Origin of the sequence: Nocardiopsis kunsanensis DSM 44524, assembly GCF_000340965.1 — a bacterium.
Taxonomy (GTDB): Bacteria; Actinomycetota; Actinomycetes; order Streptosporangiales; family Streptosporangiaceae; genus Nocardiopsis; species Nocardiopsis kunsanensis.
The window spans coordinates 1-20,525 of the sequence record NZ_ANAY01000020.1; the positions used below are offsets into that span (position 1 = coordinate 1).

The window sequence follows — 20,525 nt, forward strand, 5'->3', positions numbered from 1 at the left end:
CCGTCCTACGCTCCCTGACGGCCTATGACCACTGACCCCTTGGAATTACTCATCTAGGGGTCCTCCGGATGGGAGATGTCGTAGACCACGAACCCGTCGTAGTTGCTGCCGATGGCGTAGTCAACGGTGAAAGCGAGGTCGGAGTTGAACTGCGGTTCGCTGTCCAGGTCCGGCTGTTTGGGGACGTTGGCCAGGTGCACCGATGCCATCACCGGCCCATGCACCCGGTGCGGCCCCTGCCACGGCGAACAGGACCAGCACCGACGCGACCTTCGCCCGGTGTACCACGGAGCGTTGTGCGCTCGCTCGGTCCCGGACCCACCCCTGGCAACACAAAAGACACTCTCATGGTTACTTCGTGTTCCACTCATCACGTAGGCGACAGACCAGTCGAAACGCCGAGAACAGGTATCTCATGGCGCGCGCAGACCCGTGGCACAGCCTGCTTCGCGAAGGCGCACCACCGGTTTCCAGGGCTGGACAAAACAGCCACGGACTGAGTAGAAAACCCGGCAGGGTGTCGCACACGGCCGACACCGCGGGCCGTGCGCCCGCGCCCGCCCCCACCCCTGGAGGACACCTCGTGCGTCGCCTCGCACTCGCCACCGGATCGGCCCTCGTCCTGCTCGCCGCAACCGCCTGCACCGACGACGCCGACCAGGAGTCGGCCAACGTCATCGCACCAGGCGCCCCCGGGGAGTCCTCCACACCAGCCACCCAGGAGCAGATCGCCGCCCTCGCCGAGGAGCAGGGCCACAACTCGGCCGACGTCGACTACCTCGTGATGATGATCGAGCACCACGAACAGGCCCTGGAGATGACCGACCTGGCACCGGAGCGGCACGAGCGCGAGGACATCGAGCGCATCGCCGACCGTATCGCCGCCGCTCAGGGGCCGGAGATCACCGCGATGGAGAGCTGGCTGGAGGAGCACGTCTTCGCGCCGGCCCGTGAGAACCCCGCTCACCAGAACTTCTGCGGGCTCGACGGTGGGGACGACCACCACCACGCCGAGGGCGAGGACGTCGCCGAGTGCGTGCTCGACGTCGACCACGACGACATGGAGGGCATGGCATCCGAGGAGGAGCTCGAACGCCTGGAGGGCTCCGAAGGCAACGACTTCGACCAGCTCTTCGTCGAGCTCATGAGCGAGCACCACCGCGGCGCAGTCACCATGGCCGAGGACGTCATGGCCGACGGCAGCGACCGCCAGGTCCTGAAGATGGCCAACGACCTCATTGCCGAGCAGAACACCGAGATCGTCCGCATGGAACGCATCCTCGAGAACGGCTGACCCCGGTTCCCCTCTCGATCCCGTTCAGGGGCGGGTTCCTCCTCGCTCATGGGCTCCGCACCGGGCAGGCCACCGGCGGAGGAGACCATCACACACGTGGGGCGGATCCGGACGTGGTCCGGATCCGCCCCAGTAGGTTCACGCTAGGCCGACTTCTCCTGCTGCCCGTCGTCACCGAGTTGGTTACGGGGCACGATCGTCGGGTTCACGTGCTCCTCGACGGACTCGCGGGTGATGATCACCTGGGCCACGTCCTCGCGGCTGGGCACTTCGTACATCACCGAGAGCAGGACCTCCTCGATGATCGCGCGCAGCCCGCGGGCGCCGGTACCGCGGATGATGCCCTGCTCGGCGATGGCGGAGAGGGCGCCCTCGGTGAACTCCAGCTCCACGTCGTCGAGGTCGAACAGCCGCTGGTACTGCTTGACCAGCGCGTTCTTGGGTTCGGTGAGGATGCGGATGAGCGCGGCGTTGTCGAGGTCGTGCACGCTCGTGATCACCGGCAGGCGGCCGATGAACTCCGGGATCATGCCGAACTTGAGCAGGTCCTCGGGCATCGCCTCGGAGAAGACCTGGCTGCTGTCGTCCTCGTTCTTCGGGCGCAGTTCTGCGTTGAAACCCATGCCCTGCTGGCCGGTGCGCGAGTCGATGATCTGGTCCAGACCCGCGAAAGCTCCACCGCAGATGAAGAGCACGTTGGTGGTGTCGATCTGGATGAACTCCTGGTGCGGGTGCTTGCGCCCGCCCTGAGGGGGCACGCTCGCGGAGGTGCCCTCCAGGATCTTCAACAGCGCCTGCTGCACACCCTCGCCGGAGACGTCCCTGGTGATCGAGGGGTTCTCGCTCTTACGGGCGACCTTGTCGATCTCGTCGATGTAGATGATTCCGGTCTCGGCCTTCTTGACGTCGTAGTCGGCGGCCTGGACCAGCTTCAGGAGAATGTTCTCGACGTCCTCGCCCACGTAGCCGGCCTCGGTCAGGACCGTGGCGTCGGCGATGGCGAAGGGCACGTTGAGGATCTTGGCGAGGGTCTGCGCGAGCAGCGTCTTGCCCGAACCCGTGGAGCCCAGCAGGAGGATGTTGGACTTGGCGATCTCGACGTCCTCGTCGCCGGGCCGCTCACCCTCCGAACGCACACGCTTGTAGTGGTTGTAGACGGCCACCGAGAGCGCCTTCTTCGCGCGCTCCTGGCCGATCACGTAGGAGTCGAGGAATTCGTAGATCTCGCGGGGCTTGGGCAGCGAATCCCAGGTGAGGTCGGTGGCGTCCGCGAGCTCTTCTTCGATGATCTCGTTGCACAGCTCGATGCACTCATCGCAGATGTACACACCGGGGCCAGCGATGAGCTTCTTCACCTGCTTCTGGCTCTTGCCACAGAACGAGCACTTCAGCAGGTCCCCGCCGTCACCGATGCGTGCCACCCAGCCACTCCTCAAAACTAAGGCCACCCCGCCCGGCGGGCGAGGCGATCTGTGTGTCGCTCTTCGCCAGACTAAGCGACGAACCGGACCGGCTTCACCACCCGGACTGGTCCAGGCGGGTCAGGAATCCGGCCCGGTCCGACACTCGCGTCGCGTGCAGCCTACTTCAGGGAAGCCTTGCGGTAGGGAAGCACGAAATCGATGAGACCGTAGTCGACGGCCTCCTCCGAGGTCAGGATCTTGTCCCGCTCGATGTCCTCGGAGACCTGCTCGGCCGAACGCCCGGTGTGCTCGGCCAGCGTCTGCTCCAGCTGCTGCCGGATCCGGGTGATCTCGTTGGCCTGGATCTCGATGTCACTGGCCTGGCCGTGCATGCCCTCGGTGGCGGGCTGGTGGATCATCATGCGGGCGTTGGGCAGCGCACCGCGCTTGCCCTTCGTGCCGCCGGCGAGCAGGATCGCCGCGGCCGAGGCCGCCTGGCCGATGCACACCGTCTGGATGTCGGGGCGGACGAACTGCATGGTGTCGTAGATCGCCATCAGCGACGTGAACGAGCCGCCCGGAGAGTTGATGTACATCTGGATGTCGCGCTCGGAGTCGAGCTGCTCCAGCGTGATCAGCTGGGCCATCAGGTCGTTGGCCGAGACGTCGTCGATCTGGACGCCGACGAAGATGATCCGCTCCTCGAAGAGCTTGTTGTACGGATTCATCTCCTTGACGCCGTAGGACGTCCGCTCGGTGAAGGACGGCAGGACGTAGCGGCTCTGCGGAGCCGAGGGGGCCATGCCGCCGATGAGACTGCTCGGGTTGAACTCGGTCATTTCACGCCTTCCACGCACTACGCCGTTCCTGGAACAAGGTACGACGGGCTCAACTCTGGTTCGGGTCCGCGCTCACGCCGAGGCTCCCCTCCAGGACCTCGTCGATGAAGCCGTACTCCAGGGCCTGCTGGGCCGTGAACCAACGGTCCCGGTCGGCGTCCTTCTCGATCTGCTCGAGCGGCTGACCGGTGTGGATGGAGACCCGCTCCAGGAACATCTTCTTCACGTAGAGAAGCTGGTCGGCGAGGATACGGATGTCGGAGGCCGTACCCCCGATGCCGCCGGAGGGCTGGTGCATCATGACGCGAGTGTGCGGCAGAGCGTAACGCTTGCCCTGGGCACCCGCGCACAACAGCATCTGGCCCATGGACGCGGCCAGACCGATACCGACGGTACGGACATCGTTGGGGATGTACTGCATGACGTCGTAGATCGCCATCCCGGCGGTCACCGAACCACCGGGCGAGTTGATGTACATCGTGATGTCCTGCTGGCGGTCCTCCGCGGACAGCAGCAGGAGTTCACCCACGAGGCGGTTGGCGATCTCGTCGTCGACCTGCTGCCCGAGGAAAACGATTCGCTGGCGCAGCAGGCGCTGAGGCGTCTGCTCCATAAAAGGGGAAAGCTGCGGGTCCGACATACGAGGGTCGAACGTGGACTCATCAATCGGCGGCACTCTCGTCACCTGCTCCGGAATCGAAGGCTGCGATACACCAGACACTAACGCTGCCGAGTCCCGTGGACGCACGGATCCCGAGGCTGTTCGCTTTGAGCGCAGGGATGCTCGCAGCTCTGCTCTGGGTGTTCTCCCACCGGCGAACGCGGCGGGCCCCGCCGGTGACCTCAGGGTCGATGGCGGGGCCCGATACACACGTCCGGACGGGGCGGACTACTTGGACTCGGCTTCGTCCTTGCTCTCCTCGGTGTCCTCCTGAGCGGCCTCGGCCGACTCGTCGGAGGCCTCGGCAGCGGAGACAGCAGCGGTCTTGGCGGCCTCCTCGGCCTCGGAAGCGGTCTCCTGCTCGACGACGTTGCCGTCCTCGTCGGTGATCTTGGCGTTGGCCAGGACCAGGTCCATCGCCTTGCCGCGCACGACCTCGGTGAAGGCGACGCGGATCTGGTCGGACTCGACGAGGTGCTGAGCGAGCTGGTCCGGGCTGACGCCCATGCGCTGGGCCTGCTCGAACACGTACTGGCTGAGCTCGCTCTGGTCGGCGCTCAGGTCCTCCTGCAGGGCCAGCTGGTCGAGGATGAAACCGGCCTTGACCGCGGAAGCGGCCCCGGTCTTGATCTCCTCCTCGAACTCCTCCTCGGTCTTCTCCTGCGACTCGAGGTAGGCCTCCTTGCTCAGACCGCTCTGGCCGAGCTGCTGCTCCAGGCTCTGGCGGCGGCGGTCGATCTCCTCGTCGACCACGGCGTCGGGCAGCGGCAGGTCGATCTGCTCGATGAGCTTCTCGAGGGCCTTGTCGCGGGCGGAGGAGAGCTGCTGCATGCGACGGACCTCGGACATGCGGTTGCGCACGTCGTCACGGAGCTCGTCGATGGTGTCGAACTCACTGGCGAGCTGAGCGAACTCGTCGTCCAGCTCCGGGAGCTCCTTGGCCTTCACGCTGTGCACGGTGACGGTGACGTCCGCCTCCTTGCCCTCGTGCTCACCACCGACCAGGGTCGTGCTGAAGGTCTCCTCGCCACCGGACTCCATGCCGCGCAGGGTCTCGTCGAGGCCCTCGAGCATGTTGTTGGTGCCCACCTCGTACGAGTAGCCGCTGACGGCGACGTCGTCGAGCTTCTCGCCGTCCACGGAAGCGGACAGGTCGATGGACAGGTGGTCGCCGTCCTCGATGGGACGGTCCACACCGACGAGGGTGGAGAAACGTTCGCGCAGGGCGCTGACCTGCTCGTCGACCTGCTCGTCGGTGACCTCGGTGCTGTCGACGGTCACCTCGATGCCCTTGTGGTCCTCCACCTCGAACTTGGGCCGGACGTCGACCTCAGCGGTGAAAGCGAGCTCTTCGTTGTCCTCGAGCTTGGTGACCTCGACGTCGGGCTGGCCGAGCGCGAAGATCTCCTCGTTCTGGACGGCCTCGTTGTAGAGCTCGGGAACAGCGTGGTTGACCGCTTCGCTGATCACAGCGCCACGGCCGACGTAGCGGTCGATCAGCCGCGCCGGCGCCTTGCCCGGGCGGAAGCCCTTGATCCGAACCTGCTTCGCGAGCGACTTGTAGGTCACGTCGAAAGCGTGCTCGAGCTCCTCGAAGGGCACCTCGACGGTCAGCTTGACCCGAGTGGGGCTGAGCTCCTCGACATCGGTCTTCACGGGGCGGTACTCCTAGGTTTGCCGGCTGGATGTCCGCATCGGCCCGCAGGCGCACCATTCGAACGGAGAATGCACGCGCGCACCCCGGAGCCAGTCTGACGACTGCGCGCTGAAGGGGTGCCCTGCGACGGGCTGGGACTTACAGTTTCCTGCTGATCGCACCAAGTCTAGGGCAGACAAACAGGGGGCCACGGCGCACAACTTCCAGAAAGCTGTGTCACCGAGATCGGTTCCGTCGGGGTGGCGGGATTCGAACCCGCGGCCTCATGCTCCCAAAGCATGCGCGCTAACCAAGCTGCGCTACACCCCGCTACGACGGCCCCAAGGATGGCATCCCCGGAGCGAGTGTGCGAACACTGCCCCAAGACTGTACTCTGGTCTCCGTCGGCTCAACGAGTCTAGAGGAAACTCGAAGGCTCCGACGCCACGCGGGCGTAGTTCAATGGTAGAACCCCAGCCTTCCAAGCTGGTCATGCGAGTTCGATTCTCGTCGCCCGCTCCAAAGACCGAGTGCTGCTCGGCGGATTCGGTCCGCCGAGCCACCCTCGGCCCTCCTCCCGGGGGACGATCCCCGAACCCACGGTGTGCACTCGCCAACACTCGTGCGCGCCGTGGCTGCCACCGCAGGGCCACCCCACGCGCCACAGACCGCACCCGCCGACGAGCGCCCCGAGCGAACACCCGGAAGACCGCTCGACGGCCCGGGGCCCGTGCACGCCACCGGATGGACCGGCACCTACACGGGGTGCCCGGTGCCCGGTTCGATGCCTTCGGCCACAGTGCCCCGGAAGTGGAAGTCGGTCGTGGCACCGATCACACGGACGATGTACTCACTGGGCGAGACCCGGTACGCGCTGCGGTCCCGCTCCGACCAGGGGTGTTACGGCCGGTAATCGTGCGTCAGGCGCAACGCGGTGTCGGCGGCGCCGTCGAAGTCGGCGAACGGCCCCGCCCTGAAAGGGGTCATCGCCCAACGCCACCGGTCCCGTCCCAAACCTTCGGACTCCTCGACCAACACGACCCAGGCCATGGGCACTTCCTCTCCGAAGACGCTCCGTGTTCCGGTGGTGGGACGTACCCCTCGGCCGCGCGGGTTCCGGCGGGATCGCTCCGAAGTACGGGAATTCTGTGATCCCGGACACTTCCGGGACGGTTTCGTGCGGCCCGTGCACCGGAATACCCACTTCAAAGAGGTACGTTGACCTCTCGGGTGGGCCCGTGAGCGCGAATCCGGCACGGGCACCCTCGGGCACATCGAGAACAGGTGGCGGCATGACGGAGACGGACGCGCAGCACGAGGCGGTCAGCCCCCTGCGCGCGCACTGGTTCGACCGGCCGGACCCCCTGGAGCGACCGGTTGTGGTCACCGGGGTCTTCGACGTCCTGCACGTGGGACACGTACGTTTCCTGCGGTCCATCGCCGAGCGCGGGCTCCCCCTGGTCGTGGGTATCGAGTCCGACCAGCGGGTCCGTGCCTGGAAGGGCCCGGGACGCCCGGTCAACCCGGCCGATGAGCGTGCCGAGACCATCGCCGCCCTGGCCTGCGTGAGCGGTTCGTTCGTCATCGAGGGCTCTCCCGAGGTCGCCGACTGGACGGCCTACTCCGACGTCCTGCGTCCGATCGCCCCTGCGGCTCTGGCCTTCACCGAGGGCGACCGCTACACCCACGCCAAGATCCGGGGGGCCGAGGCCCTGGGGGCGCAGGCGTGGGAGCTGCCCTTCACCCCCGGCCGGTCGACCACAGCGGCCCTGGGGCGCCTGGCCCACTCCCTCTGACGGGCCCGGTCCGCGGCCGAGTCGGGAAGAGGCACCCCTCCCCCGGTGTTGATGCTCGGCGAACCCGCGAACACGAAGAGGCTGTCCATGATGTCAGGCAGGCCCTCCTACAGGGCCTTGGTCAATGACGGGAGCGCACAAGGGCAGGCACTACCGCCCGGTCTCACACGGCGCATCCTGTCCTACGCCACCCCGCACTGGCGTTCCATCACGCTGTTCTTGTTGGTGACGGCGCTCGGTGCGGGCATCGTCGTGGCCAACCCGCTGCTGCTGCGCGCCATCATCGACGAGGGCATCATCCCCGGCCGCGCCTCGATCGTGGTGTGGTTGGCGGTCGCAGCGGGTGTACTGGCGGTCCTGGAGGGTCTGATCACCCTGACCGGCCGCTGGTTGTCCTCCCGGATCGGCGAGGGCATCATCTACCTGCTGCGCACCCAGGTCTTCACCCACGTACAGCGCATGCCGATCGCGTTCTTCACCCGTACTCAGACCGGGTCGCTGATCAGCCGCCTCAACACCGACGTGGTGGGGGCCCAGCGCGCGATCACCTCGGTACTGCAGTCGGTGGTGACCAACCTGGTGAGCCTGGTGGCGGTGCTCATCACGATGTTTGCGCTGTCGTGGCAGGTCACCCTGGCAGCACTGGCGATGGTCCCGCTGTTCATCGTTCCGGCGAAGATCCTGGGCCGCAAGCTCGCCGTGATCTCCCGCGACGCGATGGACAACAACGCCCAGATGAGCTCGCTGATGACCGAACGCTTCAACGTCGGCGGGGCGATGCTCGTCAAGCTCTACGGACGTCCTTCCGAGGAGTCGGCGGGGTTCTCGGACCGGGCTGCGCGCGTGCGCGATCTCGGGGTACGCCAGGCGGTCTACGGCGGGCTGCTGTTCACGATGTTGTCCACCATCACGGCCCTGGCCACGGCGATGGTCTACGGCGTGGGCGGTGTGCTGGCCGTGAGCGAGGTCTTCGAGGTCGGTACTCTGGTCGCGCTGACAACGCTCCTGGCCCGGCTCTACGGGCCGATCACCACGTTGTCCAACGTTCACGTGGAGATCATGACGGCGCTGGTCTCCTTCGACCGGGTCTTCGAGGTCCTGGACCTGGAGCCGGCGATCAAGGAGCACCCGGACGCACGCCCGGTGCCCGAGGGCCCGTTGTCGGTGGAGTTCGACGGGGTCTCCTTCCGTTACCCGAGCGCCGCGGAGAGTTCGGTCGCCTCCCTGGAGTTGACCCCTCAGACGCAGAACAGCGACGACACCCAGGTGCTGAGCGGGATCTCCTTCCGCGCCGAGCCCGGCCGCATGGTGGCGCTCGTGGGCCCGTCGGGGGCCGGCAAGACCACCCTCACCCACCTGGTCTCGCGCCTGTACGACCCGACGGAGGGGACGGTGCGTGTGGGCGGGCTCGACCTGCGTGAGGCCGCGGGCGACTCGGTGCGCGAATCGGTGGGTGTGGTCACCCAGGACGCCCAGCTCTTCCACGACACCGTGGGTGCCAACCTGCGTTACGCCAAGCCCGGGGCCACCGACGCGGAACTGGCGGAGGCCCTGCGGATGGCACGTCTGGGTGCGTTGTTGGACCAGCTGCCCGACGGTCTGGAGACCATGGTCGGCGATCGCGGCTACCGGCTCTCGGGTGGGGAGAAACAGCGTCTGGCCATCGCACGGCTGCTGTTGAAGGCCCCCTCGGTGGTGGTTCTGGACGAGGCGACCGCGCACCTGGACTCGGAATCGGAGGCGGCCGTGCAGGAAGCTCTGGCGGAGGCGCTCGTGGGCCGGACCTCGTTGGTGATCGCGCACAGGCTGGCGACGGTGCGCGAGGCCGATCAGATCCTGGTGCTGGAGGACGGTCGGATCCTGGAGCGGGGTACCCACGACGAGCTGCTGGACGCAGGAGGGCTGTACACGGCTCTGTACCGAACACAGTTCGCTTCGCAGGACCGCTGAGGGCCGGGGGTCGGGCCGGGAGGCTCCGGCCCCTCAGGCGGCGCTCGGGGCGGCGCCGTCTCCCCGTTCGGCCCGGCGTGCGGCCTCGGCAGCCTTCTCGCGCTTCTTCCTGGCCTTCTTCTCGGCCTTCTCGCACTTCTTCCTGTGTTTGTCGGCCTTCTCGCGCTTCTTGCGCTTCTCGGTCCGGGTGCCCTTGCCGTCCTTCTCCTGGACCGGATCGGTCCTGAGCGCACCGTCCTTCTTCACCTTCCCGCCCTTGCCGGGTTTCTCGGCGCCCTTGGAGATCACGTGGGCCCGCAAGGCCTCGGGCAACGGGGTGAGGCCGGGTCCGCCCTCGAAGATCCAGTCGTCGAGCGCCTCGACGAGGTGGTCGTCGGTGACACGCCCGAGCCACACCGGACGTCCGCCGGCCGCGCGGCCCCGGGCCGAGGGCTGCACGACCACGACGTTGGCCTCGGAACAGCGGTCCAGACAGTCGGAACGACGCACGGGCACGGTGCGTCCGGTGTGGTCCTCGATGGTGCTGAGGCGGGCGAGCTGGGCTTCGTGGTCGACGCCGGGAACCTTCTTGCGGGTACCGCAGCAGCATCCCCGGCAGACCGTGAGACGACAGGGAGCGTCACCGGAGCAGTTCACACGCACCCCCTGGGACGAGTTCCGGTCAGGTTTGCCTTACCTGGTCGGAGGATACGTCCCGTACGCGGCCGCTCCGTGTACCGCTCCTCCCTGCCGGAGCCTCACTTCCGGTCGTCCTTGCCTTCCTGACTGCCCCCGCCCTCTTCGCCGGAGCCCTCCTGCTCGTCCGATCGCTTGTTCAGGTAGTCCTCTGCGGCCTGTGCGCCCTTGTCGATCTTGTCGTCATGGGCACCGCCCGTGGCCTTCTTCGCCGCATCGGCGGCCTTGCCGACCATCCCCTGGACCTTGTCCGCGTTGTTGTCGACCGCCTTGCGCAGCTTGTTGAACGCGTTCGAAGCACCGGACATGATGCCTCCCCCTTTCGATCGGTGGCCCTGTCGGGGCGATACCCGCTCGAAGGGGTGGCCTATCGTCAACTCAGATACCGAGGATCATCCGGGCGATGGAGAAGTAGATGATCAGGCCGGTGGCGTCGACGAGCGTGGCGACCATGGGCGAGGAGACCACCGCCGGGTCCACCCCGACCTTGTTGGCCAGCAGGGGCATGGCCGAGCCGATGACGGCGGCCCAGGTACAGATCGCGATGACGGTGCACGCCACGACCGAGGCGATGGTCGTGCCCACCAGGAACGAACCGATGCCCAGGGCCAGCACGGCCAGGGTCAGCCCGAGCATGAAGCCGACCCGGCTCTCCTTCCACAGCACCCGTGGCAGGTCGCGCACCCGGACCTCGCCCACGGCCAGAGCGCGCACGATCGCCGTCGCCGACTGGGCACCGACGTTGCCGCCGGTGCCGATGAGCATGGGCACGAACAACGCCAGTGCCGTGACCTGTTCGAGTGTGGCCTCGTAGGCCTGCATGACGTTGACGGTGAGCGTTGCCGCCACCAACAGCACCATCAGCCACACCGCCCGCGCACCGACCAGGCGCAGCACGCTCACGGAGACGTAGTGGTCACTGACCGGGCTGGCACCGGACTGGCGGGCCATGTCCTCGGTATCGGCCGCTTCGATGACTTCGAGGGCGTCGTCGAAGGTCAGCATGCCGACGAAACGTTCCTCGGAGTCGACCACCGACAGGGCGACCAGGTTGGCTTCCTGCATGAGCCGGGCTGCGCTCTCGACGGACTCGTAGGCACGCACTCGGGGAGCGAACACGTCGACGACGTCCTTGAGCAGACGGTCGGCCTCGGAAATGACCAGGTCGCCGAGGGCGACGGTGCCGACCATGCGACGGCCGTCGCTGACCACGGGGAGCGTGTAGATGTTCTCGACGTCGGCGCCTTTGGCGCGCACGACCTCCAGGGCGCGGCTCACGGTGAGGTCGCGGTGGAGGATGACCGTCTCGGGGGTCATGTAGCGGCCGACGGAGTTCTCGGGGTAGCCGAGCAGCGCAGCGGTCATCCGGCGCTCGGAGGGGCTGAGCCCGGCCAGGGCGCGGGTCGCGATCTTGGCGGGTACTTCCCCGAGGAGGCGGGCCCTGTCGTCGGGGTCCATCTCCTCCAGGAGTTCCTGGAAGGCGTGGTCCCGCAGGCCCAGGAGGATGCTCTGCTGCTGGGCGGGGTCGAGTTCCTCGAAGACCTCGAGTTCCCGGTCCTTGTCCAGCAACCGGAACGGGATGGTCGCCTGGCCTTCGGCCATCCGCGAGAGTTCGTCGGCGATCTCGTAGGGCCTGTGTTCGGCCAACCAGAGCCGAATCCCCGTCAGGTCGTTGGTCTCGACCAGATCGAGCAGTTCCTCAGCGCGCTCGCCTTCTGCCATGCGAAGCACCCCCTCGCATCTTCTACGCCCACCGGGCACGGGGCGCCGGGGACGACCGATCCTCTGAATGGCCCGGGCCTGTGGTGAGGGCCCCGCTCCGTGTCCCGGTGTCGTGGTGGGGTCGTGCTGAGTTGGTGCCCGGGGGCGGAAAGGGCGGGCACGACGTGCCGGGGGCGGTGCACGGCCGATCGCCGCACGTGGGACGGGGAGCACAACGACCCTACCGCCATCGGCGGGCGGTGGAACTCCTCCACCGCGGTGTGGAAGGGGCCGGGAAGGTCAGTCGCGCCAGAGGACCACGAGGGCGCAGTCGTCGTTCTTGTCCTTGCTGAGGATGTCGACGACGTCGTCGGCCCCGTTGGAGAAACCTTGGGTCACGAGGGTCTGGGCAGCGCCCAGGAGCCGGTCGATACCGGCGTCGAGGTCCTCGCCGGGGGTCTCCACGAGCCCGTCGGTGCAGAGCATCAGCCCGTCACCGGGGCGCAGGTGCCCGTCGACAGGGGTGTAGGTCATCTCCGGAATCACCCCGAGAACGACCCCCTTGGCCTCGTTGGCGGACCACAGGCCCTTGCCGGCGTCGTACTGCACGGCGGGCGGGTGGCCTGCGGAGAAGACCTGGTACGCACCGCTGGAGAGGTCGACGCTCAGGTGCACGGCCGTGACGAAGCCCTCACCTTCGCTGTGGCGCATGAGGTAGTCGTTGCAGTGGGCGAGGAAGTCCCGGGTGGGCACCGCGCCGATGAGTCCGCTGAAGGCCCCGGAGAGCAACAGGGCACGGGTCCCGGCATCCACCCCCTTGCCGGAGACGTCGACGACCGCGATGTCGAGCTGGTCGCCCTCGCGGTGCGAGACCACGAAGTCGCCGCCGAAGGAGGAGCCCCCGGCCTGACGCAGGACGGCGGTGCGCCCCCACCCTCGGGGGACCTCGGGGAGTTTGCCCTGGTGGCGCAGGCGGTCGCGCAGGTCGAGCAGCATCATCTCGCCGCCCAGGCCCTGCACACCCAAGCGTTCACGTACCCCGGACAGCAGGTAGGAGAGCACCCCGGTGACACCGATGGTCACCAGCAGACCGGGGCCCACCTCTCCGAAGTCCAGCATGTAACCGACGAAGAGCAGGACGGCGGCGACCACGGCGAGCAGGAAGGCCAGGCTCTTGCGCTTGAGCAGGAGCCCGCCGGCGAGAACGGTCAGGATCGTGGAGCTGGGCGGGAACCACTGAGTGGGCCCCCAGACCGCGCCGACCCCGATCCCGACCGCGATCACGACCAAGGTGATCAGTACCAGCCGATAGCGGAACAGCACCTTGCGCCGGAGCACAGCGACGAGCCGTTGCGCGGTCGAGCGCAGCAGCCGGGTCACCTTGGCGGTCGGTGTGGCGTTCATGGTTCCTCAGCTCGGCCCACCCTCGGACGGGGCGGTCGGTTCGGTAGGGGCTGCCGCGGCACCGGGGGACGGACGCGGACGGGCGCTCCGGGCCGGCGTGTCAGGGGCCCTGGGAAGGCCCCGGTCGTGGTGGCTCTGCAGCCGGTGCCCGCGGTCTTCGCCGCGTCGCGGCCATGAGGGGGCCGCGGTCGTGCACGAACTGTAGCGCGGAGGATGCCGACCAAGCACGCGCGGTGGGCAGGGTCGACCCCCGATACCCAGGTTAACGGTTCGGCCTAAACCCGGGTGTTTCCGAGGAGGGGCGGGAGCAGGGACGGTCGCCCCCGGACCAGAGTCTCACAGGCGCCCGGCTCGGCCCGGAGCGGGCGGTGGTTCGGCGGGGCGAACGGGGTCCACGGCCGGTACAGGTCGCGCCCCGTACCGGCAGCACGAGGCGCGGGTCGTCCGGCGGGGTCAGGGAAGGGGCGGGAGCTCGCCGTTCTCCTCGTAGCGGGAGAGCATCGCGATCCGGCGGGTGTGGCGCTCCTCGTCGCTGTAGGGCGTGGAGAGGAAGACCTCGACGAAGCGTGTGGCCTCGTCCAGGGAGTGCATCCGCCCGCCGATACCGAGCACGTTGGCGTCGTTGTGCTCCCGCGCCAGCTTCGCGGTCTCCTCGCTCCAGGCCAGGGCGGCGCGGACACCCGCGACCTTGTTCGCGGCGATCTGCTCACCGTTGCCGGAGCCGCCGATGACCAGGCCCAGGGACCCGGGGTCCCCGGCCACGCCCTCGGCGGCGCGGAGGACGAAGGGCGGATAGTCGTCCACGGCGTCGAAGGCCGCCGGTCCGGCGTCCACGACGTCGTGGCCCTGCCCCTTCAGCCAGGAGACGAGGTGTTCTTTGAGCTCGAAGCCCGCATGATCTGATCCAAGGTAAACACGCACGGCCCCAGTCTGGCAGGTCATGGGCGCACAAGGAGCCGCGCCCCGCCTCAGTGGGACGGGGCGCGGCGTTCCGGTCCTACCTGGCTCAAGCGGCCGCTGCGGCGGCGACGCTCAGACCGAGGGCGGCGAAGCAAGCCAGGGAGACCACGGAGATCATGTTGTAGAGCACGACGGACTTGACGTCCTTGCTGAGAGGGCCGGCCTTGGAGACCTTGGGCTTGTTACTCAACTCACACCTCGATTGGGTTCGACCGGGAAGGACCAGTCGGGATTTTTCCATACTCATGAACGCGGCTTGAACCGGGTCCGATTCCCCGACCGCCTCCCGACCAGGCGTGACAACGAGCACACACCGGGTCCGGGGCCTACATCTGCACGGCCTTGGTCTCGCAGAACTCCTCCAGGCCCGGCAGTCCCCACTCACGGCCGTTACCGGAACGTTTGTAACCACCGAAGGGTGCCTTGGGGTTCATGGCACCGCCGTTGAGCTCGATCTGGCCGGCCCGCAGGCGCCGGGCCACCGCCAGCCCCTGCTCGGGGTCGCCGGACCAGACCGCGGCGTTGAGGCCGTAGACGGTGTCGTTGGCGGTCTCAACGGCCTCCTCGACGGTGTCGTAGGGGATCAGGGCCAGAACAGGACCGAAGATCTCCTCCTGGGCCACACGCATGTCGTTGCGCACATCGGCCAGGACCGTGGGGCTCACGTAGTACCCCTGCTCCAGGCCCTCGACCGGCTCGGCGCCGCCGGTCACGACACGGGCGCCCTCAGCACCGGCGAGTTCGATGTAGGAACGCACCTTCTCCAACTGGGCCGCGGAGACGAGCGGCCCCATGCGGGTGGAGCCGTCGGTGGGGTCGCCGGGTGCGTACTTGGCGGCGGAGGAGGTGGCCAGTTCCACGGCCTCCTCGTAGACGTCGCGGTGGACGAGCATGCGGGTGAGGGCGTTGCAGCTCTGCCCCGTGTTGCGCATGACGTCGGCGACCCCGCGCTTGACGGCCTGGGCGAGGTCGGCATCGGGCAGGATCACGTTCGGGGACTTGCCGCCGAGCTCCAGAGCCACGCGTTTGACGGTCTCGGCCGCGACCTGTGAGACACGGGTGCCGGCCCGGGTGGATCCGGTGAAGGAGACCATGTCCACCTCGGGGTGGGCGGCGATGGCCTCGCCCACGACCGGACCGGTGCCCGAGACGAGGTTGAACACCCCTTCGGGCAGCCCGGCCTCGTCGAAGATCTCGGCGAGCGCGTAGGCGCTGAGCGGGGCGACCTCGCTGGGTTTGAGGACGACGGTGTTGCCGGCGAGCAGGGCCGGGACGACCTTGAGCACGATCTGGTGCAGCGGGTAGTTCCACGGGGTGATCGCACCGACCACACCGACGGGCTCGTGCACCACGAGGGAGTTGTCGACGCGCTCGCCGGCGAAGTAGCGCTCGCCGTGCTCCTCCACCAGGTCGATGTAGGTCCGGAACATCATCTGGGGCAGTCCGGCCTGCACCTTGCGGGCGAAACCGGCGGGGGCGCCCATGTCCCGGGTGAGCAGCGCGGCGATCTCCTCCGCGCGCTCGTCGAAGAGTTCCAGGGCCTTGGCCAGATGGGTGACGCGTTGTCCGTGGGGGCGCCGGGACCAGGCGGGGAAGGCGGCAACTGCGGCCCCGACCGCGTTGTCGACGTCCTTGGCCGTTCCGGCGGGGACGGTGTCGATGACCTGTTCAGTGGCCGGGTCGAGGACTTCGAGAGCCTCGTCGGAGGCGGAGCCCGTCCAGGCGCCGTCGATGTAGAGGGAACGCATGGTCCCACTGTCCCAGAGCTTCTGGAACTTTGGCCAGGTTCGCGGAGGCGTACAGGTGCTCCTACCGATGGCCGGGCCGCAGGCACGCCGTTCCCGTACCACCGGGTCCGGGCGTACCGCGGCCCGGGCCCGGCGGCGCGACTCAGCCCCAGTGGGGAGGGCGATCCTCGAGCAGCCGGGCGGTGTTGTCGTCGTCGGCGTCGCCCCAACCCGTCCCGTGCTCGTCGCTGGTGGTGTCGGGCAGGATGTCGAGGTCGTCGATGAGATCGACGACACGGTCCTCATCGGGTCCGGACACGGCGGATCGTCCCTTCGGGTGGGTCAGCGGTTCGGTCAGTCGAAGACGGGCTCGCGGGTGCGGGTGCGCTTGAGCTCGAAGAAGCCGTCGGTCCCGGCCACGAGACGGACCCCGTCCCAGAGCTTGCCGGCCTCTTCCCCCCGGGGGATCGGGCTGACGACGGGGCCGAAGAAGGACACGTCCTCCACCCGCACGACCGGGGTGCCCACGTCCTCCCCGACCAGCTTCATCGCCTCGGCGTGCGAGGCGCGCAGGGTTTCATCGTATTCGCTGCTCCGCCCCGCTTCCACGAGGTCCTCGGGCAACCCCGCCTCGGCCACGGCGGCCTTCAACGTGGCGGTGTCCTTGGCCTCACCGCGGTTGTGGAAGCGTGTGCCGATCGCCGTGTAGAGAGGGCCCAGCACGTCGGGGCCGAAGCGCTGCTCGGCGGCCGTGCACACGCGCACCGCCTCCCAGGAGCGCTCCATGAGCTCCTGGTACTCGGCGGGCAGGTCGCGGCCGTCGTTGAGCACCGCCAGGCTCATCACACGCCAGCGCACCTTCACCGGGCGTACCTGCTCGACCTCGACCAGCCAACGCGACGTGATCCATGCCCAGGGGCACAGGGGGTCGAACCACATGTCGGCGACGGTGGTCCGCTGCTCGGCGGCCTCGCTCATCACTCACTCCTCGATTCAGACACGCAACAGGGGTTTCTCCTCGGTGGCAACCCGACCGATCGGTTGCGCATTCCTCACCTGCGCGTGGCAGGATCGATCCGTTACCGACAACGAGATCTCCGGCCGGCGAGGACGGCGGCCGTGGAAGGAGCGTGGCGTGGCGGGCAACCTCAAGCGGGACGAGGCTCGGGAGCGAGCGCGCATCCTCAGTGTGGACTCCTACACCGTGGAGCTGGACCTGACCACCGGGGAAGAGACCTTCCGGTCCACCACGGTCGTGCGCTTCTCCAGCACCGAACCGGGTGCGCGGACCTTCATCGAGCTGGCAGCTCCGCGGGTCCTCTCGGCGACACTGAACGGCCGGGAACTGGACCCGGCCGAACTGTTCGACGGGGAGCGGCTGGCCCTGCCCGGGGTCGCGGCCGAGAACGAGCTCACGGTCGTGGCCGACGCCGCCTACATGCGTACCGGTGAGGGCCTGCACCGTTTCGTCGACCCGGTCGACGACGCCGTGTACCTGTACTCCCAGTTCGAGACGGCCGACGCACACCGCATGTACGCGTGCTTCGACCAGCCCGACCTGAAGGCGACCTTCGAACTGACGGTGTTCACCCCGCCGGAATGGGAGGTCATCTCCAACAGCGCCCCCGACGCGGCACGCGAGGAGACCGGCACCGAGGGGCGTGTGCGCTGGCACTTCCCCCCGACAGAGCCGATGTCGACCTACATCACCGGGCTCATCGCCGGGGCCTACCACGTGGTGCGCGACGAGCACGACGGCATCGACCTGGGCCTGTACTGCCGTGCGTCCCTGGCCGAGCACCTGGACTCCGAGGAACTGTTCGACGTCACCAAGCGCGGTTTCGACTTCTACCACCAGCTCTTCGGGGTGCGGTACGCGTTCGGCAAGTACGACCAGCTGTTCGTGCCCGAGTTCAACGCCGGCGCGATGGAGAATGCGGGCGCCGTCACGTTCCTGGAGGACTACGTCTTCCGCTCCCGGGTCACCGACGCCCGCTACGAGCGCCGTGCCGAGACCCTGCTCCACGAGATGGCGCACATGTGGTTCGGCAACCTGGTGACGATGCGCTGGTGGGACGACCTGTGGCTCAACGAGTCCTTCGCCACCTACGCGAGCGTGTACGCGCAGGTCAACGCCACCCGGTGGACGGAGGCGTGGACAACCTTCGCCAACGTCGAGAAGGCCTGGGCGCTGCGCCAGGACCAGCTGCCCTCGACCCACCCCATCGCCGCGGACATGACCGACATCCAGACGGTCGAGGTCAACTTCGACGGCATCACCTACGCCAAGGGCGCCTCGGTCCTGAAGCAGTTGGCGGCCTACGTGGGTGTGGACTCCTTCTTCGCGGGCGTGCGCGCCTACTTCCGGGAGTTCGCTTTCGGCAACACCGAGCTCAAGGACCTCTTCAAGCACCTGGAGGAGGCCTCGGGCCGCGACCTGTCGGGCTGGTCGCGCGAGTGGCTGGAGACATCCGGTGTCAACACGATGCGCCCCGACTTCGAGGTCGCCGACGACGGCACGTTCTCCTCGTTCGCCGTGCTGCAGGAGGCCGACCCCGAGTACCCGACGCTGCGTTCGCACCGCCTGGCCGTGGGCCTGTACGACCGCACCGACGAGGGCATCGTGCGCCGTGAGCGCGTGGAGCTCGACGTCAGCGGCGCTCGGACCGAGGTGCCCGAGCTGGTCGGCCTGGAACGCCCCGACCTGGTTCTGGTCAACGACGACGACCTGACCTTCACCAAGATCCGCCTGGACGAGCGTTCCTTGGCCACCGTCGTCGAGAGCGCCGGACGGATCCGCCGGTCCCTGCCGCGGGCTCTGGTCTTCGGTGCCGCCTGGGACATGACCCGCGACGGGGAGATGGCCGCCCGCGACTACGTGCGCCTGGTCATCTCCGGTATCGACGGGGTCGATGACGTCATGGTCGCCCAGACCCTGCTGCGCCAGGCGCACGGTGCTCTGGTCAACTACGCCGACCGGGACTGGCGTCCGGTCGGCCAGAAGCAGCTCGCCGACCGTCTGCAGCAGCTCGTGAACGAGGCCGAGCCCGGCAGCGATCTGCAGCTGGCGTACGTGAACGCACTGGCGGCGACCGCGGTGAGCGAGACGCATCTGTCGCTGCTGCGCGGTCTGCTGGACGGTGCGCTGGCGGTGGAGGGCCTGACCGTGGACACCGACCTGCGGTGGACCCTGCTGCGCCGTCTGGTCACCAGCGGCAAGGCCGGCGAGGACGAGATCGCAGCTGAACTGCAGAAGGACCCGACGGCGACCGGCGCCCGCCACGCCGCCGGTGCACGGGCGGCGATCCCCACACCGGAGGCCAAGGCGGCCGCATGGGAACGCATCGTGGGTTCGGAGCTGGCCAACGCCGAGTTCCGCGCCACCTTGCTGGGCTTCACCGAGCCGGACCAGGGGGAGCTGCTGCGCCCGTACGTGGAGAAGTACTTCGCGCAGCTGCAGCCGGCCTGGGAGAGCTGGACGGGTGAGTTCGCGCAGAGCTTCGCGGAGATGATGTACCCGAGCGCTCTGGTGGAGGAGTCCACCGTGGAGCGCACGGACGCCTACCTCGAGAAGGAGGACCCGGCCCCGGCGCTGCGGCGCCTGCTGGTCGAGGGGCGCGCCGGCGTGGTCCGCGCCCTGCGGGCCCGTGCGGCCGACACCGCGGCCGGTCTCGACCGCGCCTGAGGACCGGCCGGCCGGGCTCTGCCCTCCCCACCGGGGCAGAGCCCGGCCGGCCGCCCTGTTCCCGGGTCTCGTCGGCGACCAGTGGTCAGGGCGAGGAGACCTCGTCCCGGTAGAACGTGGCGAGTTCGGCAGCGAAGTCCGCGGGTTTGTGGACGTTGAGCTCGTGCCCGCCGCTCTCCACGATCCGCAACCGTGCGTTCGGCAGTCCCGCCGCAGTGGCCCTGGCCGCGGGCAGGTTCACCAGGTCCCACGACCCGCACAGCACCAGGGCGGGGACCTCGACCCCCGGCAGTTGCGCTCGGAGGTCGACACGGGAGACCTCCTCCAGGGCCGCGAGCGCACGCCGCCTGCTCATCCCGTTGGGAGCGATGACCCGGGCCGGGAGGACGCGGGTCAGGACCGACTGCAGGTGCAGGACCACCTGCGGTGGGTTGACCTGACCGCCCGAGAGCACCAGTGAGGCGACCCGGTCCGGGTGGTCGACGGCGGTCCGCAGCGCGAGCATCGCCCCGATCGAGAGGCCGCACACGTGCGCCCGTTCGATACCGCGCCGGTCGAGTCCACGCACGATCTCCGCCGCGGCCCCGGAGAAGGAGAACTCGGCTCCGCCGTTGTCGGAGAGTCCGCTGATACGCGGGGCCGTCCCCGAGAACCCCTTCGGCAGGGTGGCGATCTGGGCCTCCCACGAGTCGGGCCCCGCGCCGAGTCCGTGGAGGAAGACCACTTGTTCGGTGCTCATCCCCCAAAACTACAGCGCGTGGTGACTCAGGTCACGGTGTGCGCGTGGCCGGGGC

The 20,525-nt window shown here is 68.3% G+C and carries 19 protein-coding genes, 2 tRNA genes and 1 pseudogene; 5 read left to right on the plus strand and 17 right to left on the minus strand.

Annotated elements, in window-relative coordinates; all coding sequences use genetic code 11:
* Positions 1–56 precede the first annotated feature (56 nt).
* Positions 57–252: pseudogene (locus tag D456_RS26850) on the minus strand (hypothetical protein); the annotation flags it as partial.
* A gap of 331 nt (positions 253–583) precedes the next feature.
* On the opposite strand from D456_RS26850, the gene D456_RS0114215 reads away from it, so the two are divergent.
* A complete protein-coding gene (locus D456_RS0114215) occupies positions 584–1,294 on the plus strand; it encodes a DUF305 domain-containing protein (RefSeq protein ID WP_017576854.1) in 711 nt (236 codons plus the stop codon).
* A 143-nt stretch (positions 1,295–1,437) separates the two neighbouring features.
* On the opposite strand, the gene clpX is transcribed toward D456_RS0114215, so the two are convergent.
* The 5 genes from clpX to D456_RS0114240 all read right to left on the minus strand — a co-directional run bounded on the left by clpX (position 1,438) and on the right by D456_RS0114240 (position 6,163).
* Positions 1,438–2,715, minus strand: a complete 1,278-nt coding sequence (clpX, locus tag D456_RS0114220; protein ID WP_017576855.1) for an ATP-dependent Clp protease ATP-binding subunit ClpX — start codon at positions 2,713–2,715, stop codon at positions 1,438–1,440.
* A 161-nt stretch (positions 2,716–2,876) separates the two neighbouring features.
* Positions 2,877–3,536, minus strand: a complete 660-nt coding sequence (locus D456_RS0114225) for an ATP-dependent Clp protease proteolytic subunit (protein WP_017576856.1) — start codon at positions 3,534–3,536, stop codon at positions 2,877–2,879.
* 49 nt (positions 3,537–3,585) lie between these two features.
* The gene (locus D456_RS0114230) at positions 3,586–4,149 is read right to left on the minus strand and encodes a ClpP family protease (RefSeq protein ID WP_017576857.1); all 564 of its coding nucleotides are present in this window, start codon (positions 4,147–4,149) and stop codon (positions 3,586–3,588) included.
* 276 nt (positions 4,150–4,425) lie between these two features.
* Positions 4,426–5,853 carry a trigger factor gene (gene tig, locus D456_RS0114235; RefSeq protein WP_017576858.1) on the minus strand — a complete coding sequence of 476 codons (1,428 nt, stop codon included), beginning with the start codon at positions 5,851–5,853 and terminating at the stop codon, positions 4,426–4,428.
* A 235-nt stretch (positions 5,854–6,088) separates the two neighbouring features.
* A tRNA-Pro gene (locus D456_RS0114240) sits at positions 6,089–6,163 on the minus strand.
* A gap of 118 nt (positions 6,164–6,281) precedes the next feature.
* On the opposite strand from D456_RS0114240, the gene D456_RS0114245 reads away from it, so the two are divergent.
* Positions 6,282–6,355: transfer RNA gene (locus D456_RS0114245), tRNA-Gly, on the plus strand.
* Positions 6,356–6,733: 378 nt separating this feature from the next.
* On the opposite strand, the gene D456_RS27510 is transcribed toward D456_RS0114245, so the two are convergent.
* Positions 6,734–6,883 (minus strand): hypothetical protein, encoded by a 150-nt coding sequence (locus D456_RS27510; RefSeq protein ID WP_017576860.1) that lies wholly within the window; start codon positions 6,881–6,883, stop codon positions 6,734–6,736.
* 242 nt (positions 6,884–7,125) lie between these two features.
* Between D456_RS27510 and D456_RS0114255 the strand changes: the two genes are divergently transcribed.
* Entirely contained in the window at positions 7,126–7,629 is a 504-nt protein-coding gene (locus tag D456_RS0114255; protein ID WP_017576861.1) for an adenylyltransferase/cytidyltransferase family protein, read from the plus strand.
* A gap of 87 nt (positions 7,630–7,716) precedes the next feature.
* Positions 7,717–9,579 (plus strand): ABC transporter ATP-binding protein, encoded by a 1,863-nt coding sequence (locus D456_RS0114260; protein ID WP_026115880.1) that lies wholly within the window; start codon positions 7,717–7,719, stop codon positions 9,577–9,579.
* A gap of 33 nt (positions 9,580–9,612) precedes the next feature.
* Here D456_RS0114260 and D456_RS0114265 read toward each other — a convergent pair whose 3' ends face one another.
* From D456_RS0114265 to D456_RS0114305, 9 genes are all read right to left on the minus strand, one after another.
* The gene (locus D456_RS0114265) at positions 9,613–10,221 is read right to left on the minus strand and encodes a hypothetical protein (RefSeq protein ID WP_017576863.1); all 609 of its coding nucleotides are present in this window, start codon (positions 10,219–10,221) and stop codon (positions 9,613–9,615) included.
* A 95-nt stretch (positions 10,222–10,316) separates the two neighbouring features.
* On the minus strand, positions 10,317–10,562 hold the full coding sequence (locus tag D456_RS0114270) for an Rv0909 family putative TA system antitoxin (protein ID WP_017576864.1): 246 nt from the start codon (positions 10,560–10,562) through the stop codon (positions 10,317–10,319).
* Between the two features lie 70 nt (positions 10,563–10,632).
* On the minus strand, positions 10,633–11,976 hold the full coding sequence (mgtE, locus tag D456_RS0114275; protein WP_017576865.1) for a magnesium transporter: 1,344 nt from the start codon (positions 11,974–11,976) through the stop codon (positions 10,633–10,635).
* A gap of 279 nt (positions 11,977–12,255) precedes the next feature.
* Positions 12,256–13,359: a PP2C family protein-serine/threonine phosphatase gene (locus tag D456_RS0114280; protein WP_017576866.1), complete on the minus strand. Its 1,104-nt coding sequence runs from the start codon at positions 13,357–13,359 to the stop codon at positions 12,256–12,258.
* A gap of 453 nt (positions 13,360–13,812) precedes the next feature.
* Positions 13,813–14,280: a ribose-5-phosphate isomerase gene (locus D456_RS0114285; protein WP_017576867.1), complete on the minus strand. Its 468-nt coding sequence runs from the start codon at positions 14,278–14,280 to the stop codon at positions 13,813–13,815.
* Positions 14,281–14,365: 85 nt separating this feature from the next.
* Positions 14,366–14,509 (minus strand): hypothetical protein, encoded by a 144-nt coding sequence (locus tag D456_RS27095; RefSeq protein WP_017576868.1) that lies wholly within the window; start codon positions 14,507–14,509, stop codon positions 14,366–14,368.
* A 136-nt stretch (positions 14,510–14,645) separates the two neighbouring features.
* Positions 14,646–16,067 carry an aldehyde dehydrogenase family protein gene (locus D456_RS0114295; protein ID WP_017576869.1) on the minus strand — a complete coding sequence of 474 codons (1,422 nt, stop codon included), beginning with the start codon at positions 16,065–16,067 and terminating at the stop codon, positions 14,646–14,648.
* 142 nt (positions 16,068–16,209) lie between these two features.
* Positions 16,210–16,365: a hypothetical protein gene (locus D456_RS27100; RefSeq protein ID WP_017576870.1), complete on the minus strand. Its 156-nt coding sequence runs from the start codon at positions 16,363–16,365 to the stop codon at positions 16,210–16,212.
* A 35-nt stretch (positions 16,366–16,400) separates the two neighbouring features.
* Entirely contained in the window at positions 16,401–17,024 is a 624-nt protein-coding gene (locus D456_RS0114305; RefSeq protein ID WP_017576871.1) for a mycothiol-dependent nitroreductase Rv2466c family protein, read from the minus strand.
* Positions 17,025–17,181: 157 nt separating this feature from the next.
* Between D456_RS0114305 and pepN the strand changes: the two genes are divergently transcribed.
* Positions 17,182–19,731 (plus strand): aminopeptidase N, encoded by a 2,550-nt coding sequence (gene pepN / locus D456_RS0114310; RefSeq protein WP_017576872.1) that lies wholly within the window; start codon positions 17,182–17,184, stop codon positions 19,729–19,731.
* Between the two features lie 85 nt (positions 19,732–19,816).
* Here the strand turns inward: pepN and D456_RS0114315 are convergent, their stop codons facing one another.
* Positions 19,817–20,470: an alpha/beta fold hydrolase gene (locus tag D456_RS0114315; RefSeq protein WP_017576873.1), complete on the minus strand. Its 654-nt coding sequence runs from the start codon at positions 20,468–20,470 to the stop codon at positions 19,817–19,819.
* Between the last annotated feature and the right edge of the window lie 55 nt (positions 20,471–20,525).